11 protein-coding genes are annotated in these 15,600 nt (G+C 45.0%); 10 read left to right on the top strand and 1 reads right to left on the bottom strand.

Annotated features, from left to right (window positions below; all coding sequences use genetic code 11):
* Positions 1–93 precede the first annotated feature (93 nt).
* The gene (locus AHMF7616_RS14400; protein WP_115373522.1) at positions 94–1,209 is read left to right on the top strand and encodes a hypothetical protein; all 1,116 of its coding nucleotides are present in this window, start codon (positions 94–96) and stop codon (positions 1,207–1,209) included.
* A 164-nt stretch (positions 1,210–1,373) separates the two neighbouring features.
* Here AHMF7616_RS14400 and AHMF7616_RS14395 read toward each other — a convergent pair whose 3' ends face one another.
* Positions 1,374–1,931 carry a pyridoxamine 5'-phosphate oxidase family protein gene (locus tag AHMF7616_RS14395; protein WP_115373521.1) on the bottom strand — a complete coding sequence of 186 codons (558 nt, stop codon included), beginning with the start codon at positions 1,929–1,931 and terminating at the stop codon, positions 1,374–1,376.
* 498 nt (positions 1,932–2,429) lie between these two features.
* On the opposite strand from AHMF7616_RS14395, the gene AHMF7616_RS14390 reads away from it, so the two are divergent.
* From AHMF7616_RS14390 to AHMF7616_RS14360, 9 genes are all read left to right on the top strand, one after another.
* A complete protein-coding gene (locus tag AHMF7616_RS14390; protein ID WP_158546173.1) occupies positions 2,430–4,337 on the top strand; it encodes a tetratricopeptide repeat-containing sensor histidine kinase in 1,908 nt (635 codons plus the stop codon).
* Between the two features lie 436 nt (positions 4,338–4,773).
* A complete protein-coding gene (locus AHMF7616_RS14385; protein ID WP_115373519.1) occupies positions 4,774–6,975 on the top strand; it encodes an outer membrane protein assembly factor BamB family protein in 2,202 nt (733 codons plus the stop codon).
* A gap of 37 nt (positions 6,976–7,012) precedes the next feature.
* Positions 7,013–7,528: a DUF4274 domain-containing protein gene (locus AHMF7616_RS14380; protein ID WP_115373518.1), complete on the top strand. Its 516-nt coding sequence runs from the start codon at positions 7,013–7,015 to the stop codon at positions 7,526–7,528.
* A 436-nt stretch (positions 7,529–7,964) separates the two neighbouring features.
* Positions 7,965–8,543 carry an RNA polymerase sigma-70 factor gene (locus AHMF7616_RS14375; protein WP_115373517.1) on the top strand — a complete coding sequence of 193 codons (579 nt, stop codon included), beginning with the start codon at positions 7,965–7,967 and terminating at the stop codon, positions 8,541–8,543.
* A 110-nt stretch (positions 8,544–8,653) separates the two neighbouring features.
* Entirely contained in the window at positions 8,654–9,703 is a 1,050-nt protein-coding gene (locus AHMF7616_RS14370; protein WP_115373516.1) for a FecR family protein, read from the top strand.
* Positions 9,704–9,888: 185 nt separating this feature from the next.
* On the top strand, positions 9,889–11,451 hold the full coding sequence (locus tag AHMF7616_RS27185; protein ID WP_233507568.1) for a TonB-dependent receptor plug domain-containing protein: 1,563 nt from the start codon (positions 9,889–9,891) through the stop codon (positions 11,449–11,451).
* Positions 11,412–12,953, top strand: coding sequence for a SusC/RagA family TonB-linked outer membrane protein (locus tag AHMF7616_RS27180; protein ID WP_233507567.1), 1,542 nt, complete (start codon positions 11,412–11,414; stop codon positions 12,951–12,953). Before AHMF7616_RS27185 ends, AHMF7616_RS27180 begins: the two co-directional genes overlap by 40 nt.
* A 23-nt stretch (positions 12,954–12,976) precedes the next feature.
* Positions 12,977–13,345 carry a hypothetical protein gene (locus AHMF7616_RS27175; RefSeq protein WP_233507565.1) on the top strand — a complete coding sequence of 123 codons (369 nt, stop codon included), beginning with the start codon at positions 12,977–12,979 and terminating at the stop codon, positions 13,343–13,345.
* 46 nt (positions 13,346–13,391) lie between these two features.
* A complete protein-coding gene (locus AHMF7616_RS14360; protein WP_115373515.1) occupies positions 13,392–14,996 on the top strand; it encodes a SusD/RagB family nutrient-binding outer membrane lipoprotein in 1,605 nt (534 codons plus the stop codon).
* Positions 14,997–15,600 lie beyond the last annotated feature (604 nt).

The following is a 15,600-nucleotide window of genomic DNA, read 5'->3' as shown; positions in this document are numbered from 1 at the left end:
GATTTTAAATTCTGATTCCCAAAACAAATTGATTTTATGGATTTTACCAGCTAAGCACATCCTTTAGAAATAAACTTCTAAAACCTTGCTGCTATGAAATCTATTTACGCCTTACCTTTCAAATTAATTACCTTGCTTGTGGCCGGAGCGGCCATTTCGGCAGTTCTAATGATGGTGGTACTCAATCTGCTCCGGCCCGGCGAGTTAGTGATGTACCTGGTTACCTTGGTGCCTTTGGTTTTGCCTCTAGCTTATGTGTTTTTTTGGCAACGGCGCGAAAAACAACAACCTACGGAGTCGCCGCGAATTTTAGCTTTTTGGCAGGGGCTTATTAGTTATTGTCTGGCGTTTGATATTGTGAGTTTTGGCTGGAAAAAAGTGTTTGGCTTGCAGTTCCGGCCGGTGCCTTTATCGATTGCGGATATGCCCATGGCCGACCAACCGGGTGATTGGCTCATGTGGCATTTTTTCGGCTACTCGCACACCTTCGGGATGATGGTAGCCGCTTTGCAGATTATGGGTTCTTTTCTGCTGCTCTTCCGGACTACGCGTTTACTAGGCGTTTTTATGTTGTTGCCGGTAATGCTCAATATTTTAGGCATTAATTATTTTTACCACCTGGGCATTGGGCCATTGTATCAATCTATTGTATTATCAGCCGGCTTAATTTATTTGCTTTTCGCGGATTATGGCTACCTCTCCGCAATTTTCCTGCGCACCCGCGAAGCGTTGCCGGCCATTACCCTGGGTGGTAATAAAATTAAAAATACCGTACGCTTCTTGGTAATGGGGCTGGCTTTTGGCTATATCTTTTTGTTTTACCAGCGGAGTAAAGGTTACTCCGAATCTGAGTTGCACGGGGTGTATAATGTAACCAGTTTGCGGGTAAACCAAAAGCCAATAAACCTGGCCGGTACGCTTCAAGATTCAATACTTAACCGGGTTTATTTCGACGATGGTAATGTGTGTATTTTGCAGTATAATAACCACCTGCGCCGGCTCTTTGGCCGTTACGAATACAATGCGAAGCAACACGCGTTCAAAAGTATTTTTGAACTAAAAAGCGTTGGCCCCGGCGACTACCGACCCCGGGAAAAAGCCGACACCCTACAAGCTACTTTAAAGCATTTGCCCCAAAATAACGCATATGCCATGGCGGGTTTACTGGGGCCGGATTCCGTACAAATGGTACTTCAAAAAGTGCGGTAGCGCATTAAAAATTTAAAAAAAGGCTTACTGTTGTTCTTATTAAGGCGATAGCGGGCAATTTTTTTACAACATGTAAAGAGCTGCTGTAGTAATAACTCAATCAATAAACACGGGGGAAGTTGGCGTACAATATAAATTTAATGCTTAAATAATTAAATAAAATTTTACTCGGATTGTACGGCCAGGTTGGTGGGTAAACCATCGAGGCTCACTAGATTTTTTTCTTGTTTATAGGCTGCTAAACCCGCCAAACCTTTTTTTGCGGCCCACTCAAAGTGAATATCCCGTTCGCCCTCGTAGTTAAATAGCGGCACGCCAAAACCGCAGGAAGTTTGGACTAAGGTAATATCGGCTATTATAAGCTGGCGGGTACTCGGGTAAATTTTAAAATGCGGCGCGTACGTTTCCCATTCCGGAGTGTCGGGCAATACCGTGTGCCCTTTGCCGTACAATCTTAGTATCAACGGCGCTCCGGCAAAAGAACAAAACATAAAAGTAATGCGACCATTTTCTAAAGTATGCGCCGAAGTTTCGTTGCCACTACTAATTAAATCCATGTAACCCACCTGGTTCTTTGAAAACACCCGGAAACAATCCAGTCCTTTCGGGGAAAGATTAATGTGGCCGTTGGGGCTTAAGGGCGCGGTACTTACAAAAAACAGGTGCTGCTTTTGTATAAATTCCTGGTGCGCCGGTTGAATAAAGTCGTGGAATTTGCCCATAGTTTTGGTTAGTTAATGTTAGCTCCGCTTGCGCAAAGTAGTGATAAGAAAACCGGGTTACAAGTCTTAAAATTAAATCTAAAGAATGAAAGAGAAGTAGATGTACACCTAAATGTTGCGCTCTTAAGCACGCGGAAAAGTAGTCGCTATGTTAATTTGAGCTACAAATAACTATAAAAATTTAAAAATTAAGTATCGGGACAAAAATAAACGTAAGGATATTTTAAGTTAATGTTTTAGTTATCAATAGTTTATAAGTCGAACAACGAACAACTAATAACGACCAACTACTTAGTGGTCTGTCTTTCCAAAAGAATACTGGTTAGAATCAATTAATTATTAGAATTCTTAAAAATATAATATCTTTAGGTTAATCAATACCTAATAGAATGAACGATGAGGCTGCTTGGGTTATCCTGTACTAACGTCCACAAAAATTTAAAAATATTAGTTGTACTGCTATTTGTCCATGTTCCCCTTCTTAGTTTTAGCCTGGACTTGCCCAAACCTAAACCCGATAGTAACTGGGTAAAGCAAATGTTAGATTCAGGAGCGGTTATAGAAACTTCTAATCCCCAGGCCGCCATTAAACTGTACAACCAAATCAATCAAATCAGTAAACAAATAAATTATCCGCTGGGTCAGGCCAAAGCTTTGCATTACAGTGGTATCGTGTATTCCGACCGCAGCAATTACCCGGCCGCCTTAATCCGGTACCGCAAAGCCTTGCAAATTTACCGCAAACTTAATTACAAACGCGGCATTGGCGCTTGTTATACCAACATGGGTAATCTGTACCGCTACCAAAGCAAATTCGACAGCGCCTTAATTCATTACCAGTTTTCGATTGATTTTTTTAAAAAATACCGGCAATGGGATGCGCTGGCGTTGGCCTATGGTAATGCGGGCGGCATATTCATGCAAATGCAGCAACCCGAAAAAGCCAAGCTATATTTTACGCCGGGTCTTTTGTACGCCGAACAAGCCGGGGATTCTTCGCTGGTGAGCCGGGCATTAATAAACCAGGGAACCGTTTTAATAAAATTAAATAAAATGAAAGAGGCGGTGGACACGTATAATAAAGCCTTAAAAATTGCCGCCAAAATTGATGATTATTACGCGCTGTACCTGGCCAATATCAACCTGGCCGATTACTACAAGCAAAAAAAACAATACACCAAAGCCATCGACTACGGCCAGAAAAGCTTAACCTGGGCCTTAAAACTAGACACCCCTTACGATGTAGCCGATATCAAAAGAATTATTGGCGATTTATACCTGGCCAACAACAATCCGGAGAAAGCCCAAACCTTTTACCTGCAAGCCATTAGTGTTTCCGAGAAAATTAAAGCTCCCGAGATTTCGGCGGCCGCGTACGCGGCCTTGCAGGAACTGTATGCCATCCGGAAAGATTATCAGAAGGCTTATAAATATCAGAAACTGGCCCAACAGTACCAGGATAGCATGTTGGGCGAAAAACAATTAAAATTTTTGAACGAGCTGGAAGTAAAATACCAAACGGCCCAGAAAGACAAAGAACTGGTGCAAAAGCAACTGCAGCTCCAAAAAAACCAACAGTTTATTGTGTATAGCGTGGGAGCGGCCGTCATTGCCTTACTGGTAGCTTTATTATTGTATTTGCATTTCCGGCATAAAAACAAAGCGTATTTGCGGCAGCTGAAAGAAGTAGAACAGGAAAAAGAAATTATGGTGCTCCAGGCATTAATGCAAGGCGAAGAAAAAGAGCGCACCCGCATTGCCCGCGATTTACACGACGAGGTAGCCGGTATGCTGGCCGCCGCCAAAATGCACATGAACGCCTTAGTTTTACAGGCCAAAGAAATTATCCAGCACAAAGGCTACCACCAAGTAGTAGATTTACTCGACGAAGCTACCATTTCGGTGCGCAAAACAGCTCATAATCTAATGCCGGAAGTGCTCATGCAACATGGCCTGGACGAGGCGTTACGGCGGTTTTGTTCCAATATCAGTAACGATAAATTATTGGTGGTAGCGTATTATTCCTGGGGCGATTTTGAGCGGTTTGCGCCTAACTTTGAATTATCGGTTTACCGGATTGTGCAGGAACTCCTGAACAATATTATTAAACACGCCCAGGCCAGCGAAGCCATGGTGCAATTAACTTTACAAGACCACATGCTGTCCATTACCATTGAAGATAACGGCGTAGGCTTCGACCCGGCCAAACTTTCGCAGAAGGGCACGGGCATGAGCAGTATTAAGTCGCGGGTACACGCGCTGCAAGGCAAAATTGACATTGATTCGGAACCAGGCCAAGGGGTGAGCACCTACCTCGAATTTGAAACAAAGCCCTACGCACTGCAACCAAAAGCAGAAGAGGTAAAGGAAAAACAGATTCATCTCGCGGCAAAAACAATTATTTAAAATAATTAATCGGCAACACACAAGCATTCCGGCTGCATCTATCGCTAACAAAAAAAATGTTTCTATAGCACAAAAAGCAGTACCTACTGCAAATCCATAGCTTTGGAAAAAGCAGCAGTCAAGGGAGTTTTGGTTGGCACAGCCATTATCATGTTAGGAAGAATCCCGGTATGTCTTGCCGTAAAACAGACTTGACGGAGTTAGGTTAGCTAGCACGATGGCTTAAAAAGGGAACCGACTCCAAAGTACAATCCTACAAGAAAAAAAATGACCGGGAGAACTAAAAAATTTAAATAAGGGTAAAAATAACGCTGTCGTTGGAGCTAATACTTTTTTATCTATTTACAACACTTTTTTATCGACAGGGCCTTAGCAGAAAGGAATAAAGGTTATTTTTAAACTTCATTTTTAATTTCTTACTTATTAAAACCCGTACATGAAGTACTTTTTTAAGCCTTTAGCGCTAGGCTTGTTAGTTTTAGGTAGTTGTCTAAATCCGAATCGCGAGAAAAGCCAGGCGGTTTCCAATATTAAAAATTTAGATTACCCGGTTTACGGCGGTAATAAAGCGGGTAACCGGTATTCCCCTTTAAACCAGATTAACCTGGATAATGTAAAAAATTTACAAGTAGCCTGGATGTACGATACTTCCGAAAAGCCTGATCCCTCTAGCACTAAACCCCAGAGACCCAAGGCTATTCAATGTCAACCGATTGTGGTAAACGGCATTTTGTATGGTACTACTGCCGAGTTAAAGTTGTTTGCCTTAAAAGCTGGCACCGGCGAAAAGTTATGGATTTTTGAGCCGCAAAAAGACGAACAAAAGTTTAATACCAGCCGGGGCGTAGTTTACTGGGAAAGTGGCGCGGATAAGCGCATTTTGTATTCCGTTGGTTCTAAGTTGTACGCCATTAACGCGTTAACCGGCACCAATATTACCAGCTTTGGCCAAAACGGCACCATAGATTTACACGAAGGCCTCCAAACCAACCTGGACCATGATGTGAGTAAATTATCCGTTACAGCGTCTACGCCGGGGGTTGTTTTTAAAAATACCTTTATTATCGGCTCTAGTGTGTCCGAAGCGGGTGATGCTGCACCAGGGCATATCCGGGCTTTTGATGTGGTAACGGGCCAGTTAAAATGGGTTTTTCACACCATACCGCAGCCCGGCGAATACGGGTACAATACCTGGCCGCCCACTGCTTATAAATACATTGGCGCTACCAATAACTGGAGCGGCCTGGTAGTGGACGAAAAGCGCGGTACCGTTTACTTTGGCACCGGCTCCCCGGCTTCGGATTTTTACGGCGGCGACCGCGAAGGCGAAAATTTATTTGCTACCTGCATTATGGCCCTGGATGCGGAAACCGGCAAAAGAAAATGGCATTACCAAACCATTCACCACGATTTATGGGACCGCGACCATCCGTCGCCGCCTAATTTAGCTACGGTAAAACATAACGGCAAAAAAGTAGACGTGGTGGTGCAGGCTACCAAAGACGGCCTGGTGTATGTGCTGGACCGCGATACGGGTACTTCTTTGTTTCCGGTAGAAGAACGGCCCGTACCCACTTCGCCCGCTTTGCCCGGCGAACATCCTTTCCCAACGCAAAAATTTCCGTTAAAGCCGGCGCCCTTTGCGCACCAGGTTTTTACCGAAGCCGATATTACCGATATTTCGCCGGAAGCCCACGCTTACGTGAAAGAGCGCTTCGCCGACATGCGCACCGATCATAAATTTATGCCACCCACGGAGAAAGGCACTATTTTGTTTGGTTACAGCGGCGGTGCCGAGTGGGGTGGTAATTCCATCGATCCTAATGGTATATTCTACCAGAATGCCAACGACGATCCTTGGATTTTGCAAATGGTTTCGCAGGAAGACCGCCGAAAAGAAATGGCTTCGCTCACCAAAGGCAACGGCTTTTACCTGGCTAATTGCGCGGTGTGCCACGGCCGCGACCGTAAAGGAAGCGGTTCTGATTTTCCGAGTTTGGTAGAAGTGGGAAATAAGTATAATGAAGCAGGCGTTCAGGCAATTTTAGAAACCGGCCGCGGCCGGATGCCTTCTTTTAGCCACATACCTAAAGAAAACCGGGCCGCCATTGTGCGCTTTTTATTAAATAAAGAAACCGTCGCCGACAAAATTATAGATGAACACAGCGAAACCGGACCTACCGAAACTGCCAAAAAAGAAAGTTTCCCGTACGTTCCCCAATACGTAAATAAAGTCTGGAGAAAATTTACGGACCAGAACGGCTATCCGGCCATTAAACCACCATGGGGTACCTTAAACGCCATTGATTTAAATACCGGCGAATATTTGTGGCGCGTACCCTTGGGCGAATACCCGGAATTAGCGAAAAAAGGCGTACCTACCACGGGCACCGAAAGCTACGGCGGTCCGGTAGTAACTGGCGGTGGCCTGGTGTTTATTGCCGGCACCCGCGACGAAAAAATCCGGGCCTTTGATCGTAAAACTGGTCAGGTGGTTTGGGAATACCAATTACCAGCTGGTGGTTTTGCTACACCCATTACCTATATGGTAGACGGTAAACAATACGTGGTAATTGCGGCGGGCGGCGCCCGCGGCTTAAAAGGAGGCGGTAATTACGTGGCTTTTGCGCTGCCTTAGTTTTGCTGTATTATGTAGTACTAACTAACTGAAAAGAATGATTACACTTTCTGCCAAAAGGAAAAAGTTTATAAATGACAAGGTTATTGATATTTATGAATCTCTTTCAGAAAAACAATGGCAACTCATTGAGGAAAATGAAGAACAAGAAGAAGTAATAATGGCGGAACTATACCGGAAGAACTTTCAAAGATTAGAAACACCAGAAGAACTTCATTATTTTATGCTACATTGGAATTGGGATGAAGGAAACCATATCCCGCAGCAAGTTGTGGAACACCCGCTCTGTGACAAAGGAACAGCTTTAATGGTATACTGGCAATTAGATCCTAGTTTTTACACGAAGTATAACTCCATTGAAGAAGCTCCAAATTATGTAAGAGAGGATTACAACCTATTAAACAGTTTGGAACAACGACTCTTAAGTAATGATTTTAAAACTTCTAAAATTAAGTTCATCCCTTCTTCCATAGCTTCCTGGGAAAGCAGAGAAGATTCTAAAATTCCGAGCATATTGAAAATTGCTTCTGAAGGAGAAGAATTTGAAGAGTGATTAATCAGTGATTAAATATAGGGTGCAGTTGTGGGTAGAGTTCGTGCCAGCGGTCTCTACCCATTTTCGGACAGCCAATCTCTGATTGGCGTAATGAAGTACTTTGTTAATCATCAATCAGAGATTGGCTGCACAAAAGTACTTAGAGTGCTTCGCTAACTCATAAGTACCAAAATAAATTTAAAAAAGAGCGACTCCAAAGATAATCCAGCTATCCGGTACAAAAAGATTAAAGTTGAAGAAGATAAAATTAAAATTTCTATTTTTTTAACCTGCTTAAACAATTCTGATTAACAAATAGCTTTGTCTTGTCATATTTTTATTTTAAATAGTGTAGTACATTAATAAATTTAAAAATTTAAAATTGTTCAAAAGTAATTCTCTTTTTTTTGATATGATTATAAATTATATTTGACTAGTACCAAAATCAGAACCATTGAACCAGAACAGTTTAAGAGATAACAGACTTTTAGATGGTTTACGGAATGAATCGGCCGATGCATTTCAGGTAATTTACGAGAAGTATTGGGCTAAATTATACCAGGTTGCATATCGTAAAACCGGCGAAAAAGAAGTAGCCGAAGAATTGGTACAGGAAATATTTTTAAATTTATGGCTGAAGCGTACAACCCTTACCATTACCAGCAGCCTGGAAGCCTATCTTTTTACGGCTGTTAAATACGCCATCATCAATTATTACCACGCGCAATTAGTCCGGAACAAATATCAGTCCCGCGCCGACCGTTCCGTGGTTGCCGCTAACTACACCGAAGAAAGTGTTTTAACTAGTGAGTTAAACCTTACTTTAAAAAACGCGCTGGCTTTATTATCGGCCAAAACCCGGCAGGTATTTGAAAAAAGCCGGTTTCAAAATCTCTCGAATAAAGAAATAGCCCACGATCTGCAACTTACCGATAAGGCCGTGGAATTTCATATCACCAAAACGTTAAAGCATTTAAAAATCTTTCTCAAAGATTTTGTTGTTCCGCTGCTGCTCATCATCCCCGGTTATTAGGCGGCTCCCCTCGTTTTTTAAATATTTTATTTATTTTTTAGGGTTCCGACTGGCTTACTTGGCTTTGTACATAATAACGACCAGCTAAGGCATTAAGGTTAGGCGGTTACATGAACAACAACGAACAGGAAAAGCTGCAACGGCTTTTAAAAAAATACTTAACGGGCGAGTTATCTCCGGAAGAAGAAGCCTATGTGGCGGAATGGTACGATAACTTACCCGACCAATTGCCTGCCAGCCAAGCTCCTTTACCAGCGCTGGAAAGCCAAAAACGTGAAAACTGGGAAGCCATAAACACTAAATTGCAGCAGGTAAGCCAGCCGCAATTAACAGAACTGGAAATAAATTTAAAGAGGTTTACCATAGGCCGGCACCAAACGCGCTGGCTCGGAGTAGCCGCTTCTATTTTGTTGCTGATTGGCATTGCGTTATACCCTGGCCGGTTGTGGCGGGAAGCACCCGTAGCGCTGCTGGAAAAACAGAATAATTTAAAAAAAGTTGAAAGAATTTCGTTTAGCGATGGCTCCATTGTTTGGTTAGAACCTGGTTCCCGAATTCAATACCCGGCAAAGTTTACCGGGGCCAGTCGGGATGTATTCTTAAACGGTAAAGCTTTTTTCTCGGTTGCGCGCGATAAACAACACCCTTTCCGGGTGTATGGGGGTGCCGTGGAAGTAAAAGTATTAGGAACCAGTTTTGGCGTTAATTTTAAAAAAACGGAGCAAGTAGCCGAAGTTTTAGTGCGTACCGGAAAAGTAGCGGTTACTTCTACCGATAAAAGTGTAACGGACTATTTGCCTTTTATAAAATCTGCTAAAAAAACCGTCCGGTTACAATTAAACGAAAAAGTTAGTTTTAATGCGGCGCATCACACCGCCCTCAAGCAAAAAATAAACAAGGAGTACTGGGAAAAACAATTGCCGGAAGCGCCCCTGATTTTTACGGACAACTCCTTAGCCGAAGTTATCCGGACCCTGGAAGATCAGCACCGGGTATCTATAAAATTAGAAAATTCCCGATTAAAAAATTGCAGCTTAACGGCTTACTTTCATGGCCAGCCCTTGCCCGTGAAGCTCGATATGATTTGTAAGTCCATCGGGGCCACTTACCACGCTGAAGAAGATAAATACCTGATCTTGGGAGAAGGATGTAAAGAGTAAAGCAAATTATAAATGAGAAAGAAGATGCTTATGCGTTAAAACTTACTCGTAAATAGGCCAAAAGCTACGGCTAAGGCGTTTGTTTTTTTAAATTTTTCTTGGTCCCCGATGCATTTTATCCTGCCGAATCTGCTGTTAGTTTGCCTCACCTTAAACCAATATAATCTTAACCAAACGTGTCCACTATGGAAATTCTACTTACCAAACCAAGACTATGGCTGTTGTGTTGCCGAACAGCTTTAATTGTTGTAGTAGCCTTTTTTTTACTACAACCGCAAATAACCTTCGCCGAAGAAAATAAAGCGAAAGAAATGCTTAACCGGGAGATTTCTATTCAAATGGAAAATACGGAGTTAAACGTAATCTTAAGGGAAATCGAAGATCGTAGTGGGATTCATTTTATTTACAGTACTCAAATTATTGATGCGGGCCGCAAAGTAACGGTAATAGCTTCGAACAAAAAATTAGCGCACGTACTCACTGATTTACTCACACCGCTTCGCATTGATTTTGAACCGGTTGGCGGGGAAGTGGTACTTAAAAAATTAAAAGCCAGTAGTTTTGCTCCTGCTCCCGAGCAGATTGGTTCCAGGTTGGTCATTGCCAAGAAGCCCGCAGCTGCCGCCACTATTACGGGTAAAGTAACTGCTGCTACCGGCGAAGGCCTTCCCGGGGTTACCGTTTTGGTAAAAGGCACTACTACCGGTACTGCTTCCGGGGCAGATGGCTCTTACACCATCAATGCTCCTGCGGATAATGGTACTCTCGTTTTTTCCTTTATTGGCTATACTACCAAAGAAGTAGCTTTTAGCGGCAGCGCCACCATTGATGTGACGTTACTCGACAATACCCAAACCCTGGACGAAGTAGTGGTAACGGCCTTAGGTATTAAAAGAGAGAAGAAAGCCTTAACCTATGCGGTATCGGAAGTAGGCGGCGAAAAACTGACCCAGGCCCGCGAAATAAACGTGGGAAATGCTTTGGCCGGCCGGGTTGCGGGCGTTACGGCATCTGGTACATCAGGTGGACCAGGTGGCTCCAGCCGTATTGTTATCCGGGGGAACGGTTCTTTAAACGGCGAAAACCAGCCGTTGTACGTGGTTAACGGCATGCCGATTACCAACAATAACCAAGGCGCCGCGGGTACCTTTGGCGGCATCGACCGGGGCGATGGTTTAGCCAGTATTAATCCCGACGATATTGAAAGTATTTCGGTTTTAAAAGGCGGTACGGCGGCGGCTTTGTACGGGGCCCGGGCCGCCAACGGCGTTATTTTAATCACCACAAAATCCGGAAAAGCGCAAAAAGGATTAGGTGTAGAGTATAACACTAACTTTACCTTTCAGCAAGCCATTAACTTAACCGATTGGCAATACCAATACGGCTCCGGTTCACTAGGTGCAGCGCCCACAACCCAGGCCCAGGCCATTTCGAACGGTCGCATGTCCTGGGGAGCCCGGTTAGATGGTTCGCCCATTATTCAGCCCGATGGTCAGACCCGGCCTTATTCGGCGCAGAAGAATAATTTTAAAAATTTCTACCAAACCGGTACCAACTTCGTGAATACGCTGGCCCTTAGCGGCGGCAACGAAATTGCCCGGTTCCGCTTTTCGGCCTCTAACCTCGATAACAAGGCCATTGTACCGCACAACGATATGAACATTAAAACGTTTAACCTGAGTGCCAGTGCGACGCTGGCAAAAAAATTGTGTTCGAAGGCAATGCCCAGTATAACATCGAAGACGTAAAAAACCGTACGTACCTCGCGGATTTTCAATTAAACCCGAACACCGGAGCGCAACTGCTGGCTTCCAACATTCCCATCGAAACCTTATCGCCGGGTTATTTACCGAACGGCAACGAGTTTAAATGGAGCGATTATGAGTATGCAACCAATCCGTATTTTGCCATCAACAAAGTCCGGAACGGCGATACCAAAAAACGGTTTATTGGTTCGTTCAGTACTACTTATAACATTACCGACGCGTTTTACGCCCGCGCCCGCTTCGGCATCGACCAAGTGAACTTCGACGGTTTTGCCATTCAGCCCACCGGTTTAGCGTTTAACCAGCCCGGCTCCATGACCACCGACCAAAGCCTGCAATCCGAAACCAACCTGGAAGGAACCATCGGATTCCGGAAAGACGTTGGGGCCTTTTCGGTAAACGTGTTTGCCGGGGGCAACCAAATGCGCAATACGTTCGACGGCATTAACCTGTCCAGCGGACAGTTTAACCGGCCTTTCCAATATTTTATCGCCAACGGCCGCAGCCAGAATTTTGGCATTAATTACAGCCAGGTAGGCATCAACTCTTTGTTTGCTTCCGCGGATATTGATTTTAATAATTATTTGTACCTGACTTTAACCGGCCGCAACGATTGGTTCTCCACTTTAGATCCTAAGAACAACAGCTTGTTTTACCCATCGGTTGGGTTAAGTTTTGTGGCTTCCGATGCTTGGGCTTCTAAACCCGCCTGGCTCGATTACGCCAAAGTAAGAACTTCGTGGGCCCAGGTAGGGGGCGGCGCTCCTACGGCTTACGCCATTACCCAAACGTTTTCGGCGCAGTCGCAGCAGCATTTAGGCCAAACCTTAATGAACGTAACCAGCCCTACTTTACCCACACTGCTTACCCCTTATACTTCCACCACTACGGAACTAGGTTTAGAAACTAAAATTTTCAATAATCGGCTGGGGGTAGATATTACGCTGTACGATCGCACCACCACCAACGACATTGTAAACGCGACTTTACCGCAATCCAGTGGGTACACGGCGGTGGCATTAAACGTGGGTAAAATGAAAAACCGGGGCATAGAATTAATGTTAACCGGCTCGCCGGTAACTTCCGAAAACGGGTTGTCGTGGAACGTAACCTTAAATACGGCTTACAATAAAAACGAAGTAATCAGCATTGCTCCCGAGTTAGGTTTAACCAGCTTGCGTTTGCCCGGCGCTACTACCCGCACCGAAAACGGCTGGATCACGCATTACCAGGGCCAGCCTTTCGGCCAGATTGCCGGCAGCACGTATTCCCGGAATGCCAGCGGCCAGATTATTTACAACAGCTCGAACGGTTTACCCATTGCCGGCCCCGTGGTTCCTTTAGGGAAAGGCGTGCCGCCCTTGGCCGTAGGCTTAAACAACGATTTTACTTTTAAAAATTTTACCGCCGGTTTCTTGCTCGATAGCCGCTGGGGGGTAGTATTTACTCCGCTACCAGCGCATACGGTACCCAGTTTGGTTTAGATAAACGCACCGTCGAAAATAACGTGCGCGAAACCGGCGTAACGGTAAACGGCGTGAACGAAAAAGGAGAAGCGTTTACGAAAGTAGTACCCGCCGAAACCTACTACAAAGGCCTCTGGAACACCATTACCAGCGAATTTGTGGAGAAAGCCGATTTTATTAAACTGCGTTCCATTAACATTGGCTACACGCTGCCTTCCACGTTGCTGGCGAAAACCCCTTTCCAATCGGCGAATATCTCCTTCGTGGGCCGGAACCTGCTGATCTTGTACCGCACTACCAAAAACATTGATCCGGAATCGAATTACAGCAGCGGCAATGCCCAAGGCCTGGAAAACTTTGGTTTGCCTGCTACCCGCACCTACGGCATTAACTTAAGTGTGCGGTTGTAACACCGGATCGGTAATTTTCTTCCATTTTTTAAATTTTTGAAAAATCATGACTTCTATAAGATATAAATTTTCTGCTTTTGCCGTAAAAACCTGCCTGGCTGCAGCCTGCTTCTTAACGGCCTGCGATAAGGATTTTGAGGAAATGAACGTGAACCCAAACTCGTTCACGGAGCCGGCCATTGAGCCTTTGTTCACTAACAGCATCATTCGCACCGTGGGTACCGGCACCACCGACCGCAACCGGACTAATATTAAATACGCGTCGGGCATTATGCAGTACCACGCCACGCTGCAAAACTTCTGGTACGGCGAAAAAGGCATTGTAAACTCCCAAACCGGTAACTTTTTCGAAACGGTGTATACCTCGCATTTGCGGGAGTTAATGATTGTGATTAAGGAAACCGAAGGCAATCCGGATTTAATCAACCAGAATGCCATTGCTAAAATCTGGAAAGTGTATGCGCTGCACCGGGTTACCGATGCTTACGGCGATGTACCTTACCGCGAAGCAAGCGGCGCCCCCGAAGGCATTTACAAACCCGCTTACGACAAACAATCGGAAATTTATCCCATGATGCTGCAGGATTTAGAAACGGCTTTAAACCAGATGGATGCCGCTAAAGCTTCTTTTGGCGCCGCCGATGTAATTTACGCCGGCAGCGTACCGAAGTGGAAAGCGTTTGGTTATTCTTTAATGCTGCGCTTAGGCATGCGCCTTACCAAGGTGGATCCTACTTTGGCCCAAACCTGGGTACAAAAAGCCATTGCGGGCGGCGTAATGCAAAGTAACGCCGATATTGCGAAACTGGCGCATATTTCGGCCAACGAAAATACTTGGAACTGGGATGCTCGGGAGTTAAAAAGAGAAAGCTTACCGGAAGGAAACCAAGGTTTAGGTTTGGTGAAAATGGGTAAAACTTTTCTGGATTTACTGCAAGCCAACCAGGACCCGCGCATACCCTTTTACATGACCTTGTGGGAAGGAAATATTGATGCCAAGCAAGGCCAGATAATCTCCACCACTACCGCCGCCGATAAGCAAAAAGCCTTACCCAATGGCTACGATCCCAACACCATTGCTACCGCTATCCCGGGCTGGAAGAACGAATTACTACGCGATTACTCTGAACCTAATACCGCCACCATCGCCAACTTTTCGGCGCCTACCATTATTTTGAGTTACTCCGAAGTAGAATTTTTGCGGGCCGAAGCTGCCCTGCGGGGCTGGGAAACCGGTGATGCCCAGGAACACTACCAGAAAGCCATCCGGGCCAATATGGAATCCGCTACGTTGTACCCGAACAGCAGCGTGGCTAACGTGGCCATTACGCCCGAAGAAATAGATACTTACCTGGCCGCGCACACCTTAACCGGCAGCCAGCAAGAGCAAATGCAACAAATCCATACCCAGTTTTACCTGGCCCACTACATGTACCTGGATTTTTTCGAAGCCTGGTCGAACTGGCGGCGGACCGGAGTGCCGGCCTTGCAGCCCATCAATTACCCGTTAAACGCTACCGGGGGCGCTCCGGTAAGGCGCTTAATGTATTCCTTCGAGGAAAAATCGTTGAATGCGGCTAGTGTGGAAAACGCCATTAAAAACCAGGGTCCGGATTTATATACTACCCGGGTGTGGTGGGATAAAGAGTAGACTGGTAGCTAAGTAGATTCTCGTTCGCATAGCTGGCGGAGTTGCTTTGGTTTCGGAGTGAAGTTGGTTTATTGCTGAGGTATTTGTTCTTTTTGTCTTGATACAAAAAGAACCATCGAAAATCAAGACGCTAAAAACGCGCGGAACAACAGAACAGTTTAGCGTCAAATCTTGCACCTGGCCCAAGCTATTTATTGCATAGCAATCAAAATTTAAAAAAATATAAGAAGCTGCCATTCAGGAGGAAACTAGTTAGCTACGTATCAAAAAAGGCTCCTCCTAAATGATAAGTTATTGAAACGATATCGCTTTCAAAATTGGTCAACCTACTAGTTAAGCTTTATTTAAAAAGCTAAAAAAGCGGCCGCTAAGCATAAACGACATCAGTTTGGCTCAGGAGGGCCTTCTGGGTTCTGCGAACCTTTGGTTGTGGTGCTGAGGAACGAAGCATTGGGAGGCACGAACAAAACAAGCTTAGACCAGCCCGGAAGAGCCAAACGGGCCCCGCCGGCCAGGAGGCAAACTGGTTACTGATCAAATTAGATAGCACCAACACCTGGAGCCGGTTCCCGGCTCCACAGAACAACGCTGGAAAAGTGTTTAA

This window comes from Adhaeribacter pallidiroseus (assembly GCF_003340495.1).
GTDB classification, from domain to species: domain Bacteria; phylum Bacteroidota; class Bacteroidia; order Cytophagales; family Hymenobacteraceae; genus Adhaeribacter; species Adhaeribacter pallidiroseus.
Note: the sequence above shows the minus strand (reverse complement) of the source record. Positions and strands in the feature narration are given on the sequence as shown.

Excerpts from the sequence above, each read along its gene's own strand:
- AHMF7616_RS14400 (WP_115373522.1), top strand. The coding sequence starts at position 94 with ATGAAATCTATTTACGCCTTACCTTTCAAATTAATTACCTTGCTTGTG.
- AHMF7616_RS14395 (WP_115373521.1), bottom strand. The coding sequence starts at position 1,931 with ATGGGCAAATTCCACGACTTTATTCAACCGGCGCACCAGGAATTTATA.
- AHMF7616_RS14385 (WP_115373519.1), top strand. The coding sequence starts at position 4,774 with ATGAAGTACTTTTTTAAGCCTTTAGCGCTAGGCTTGTTAGTTTTAGGT.
- AHMF7616_RS14380 (WP_115373518.1), top strand. The coding sequence starts at position 7,013 with ATGATTACACTTTCTGCCAAAAGGAAAAAGTTTATAAATGACAAGGTT.
- AHMF7616_RS14370 (WP_115373516.1), top strand. The coding sequence starts at position 8,654 with ATGAACAACAACGAACAGGAAAAGCTGCAACGGCTTTTAAAAAAATAC.
- AHMF7616_RS27185 (WP_233507568.1), top strand. The coding sequence starts at position 9,889 with ATGGAAATTCTACTTACCAAACCAAGACTATGGCTGTTGTGTTGCCGA.
- AHMF7616_RS14360 (WP_115373515.1), top strand. The coding sequence starts at position 13,392 with ATGACTTCTATAAGATATAAATTTTCTGCTTTTGCCGTAAAAACCTGC.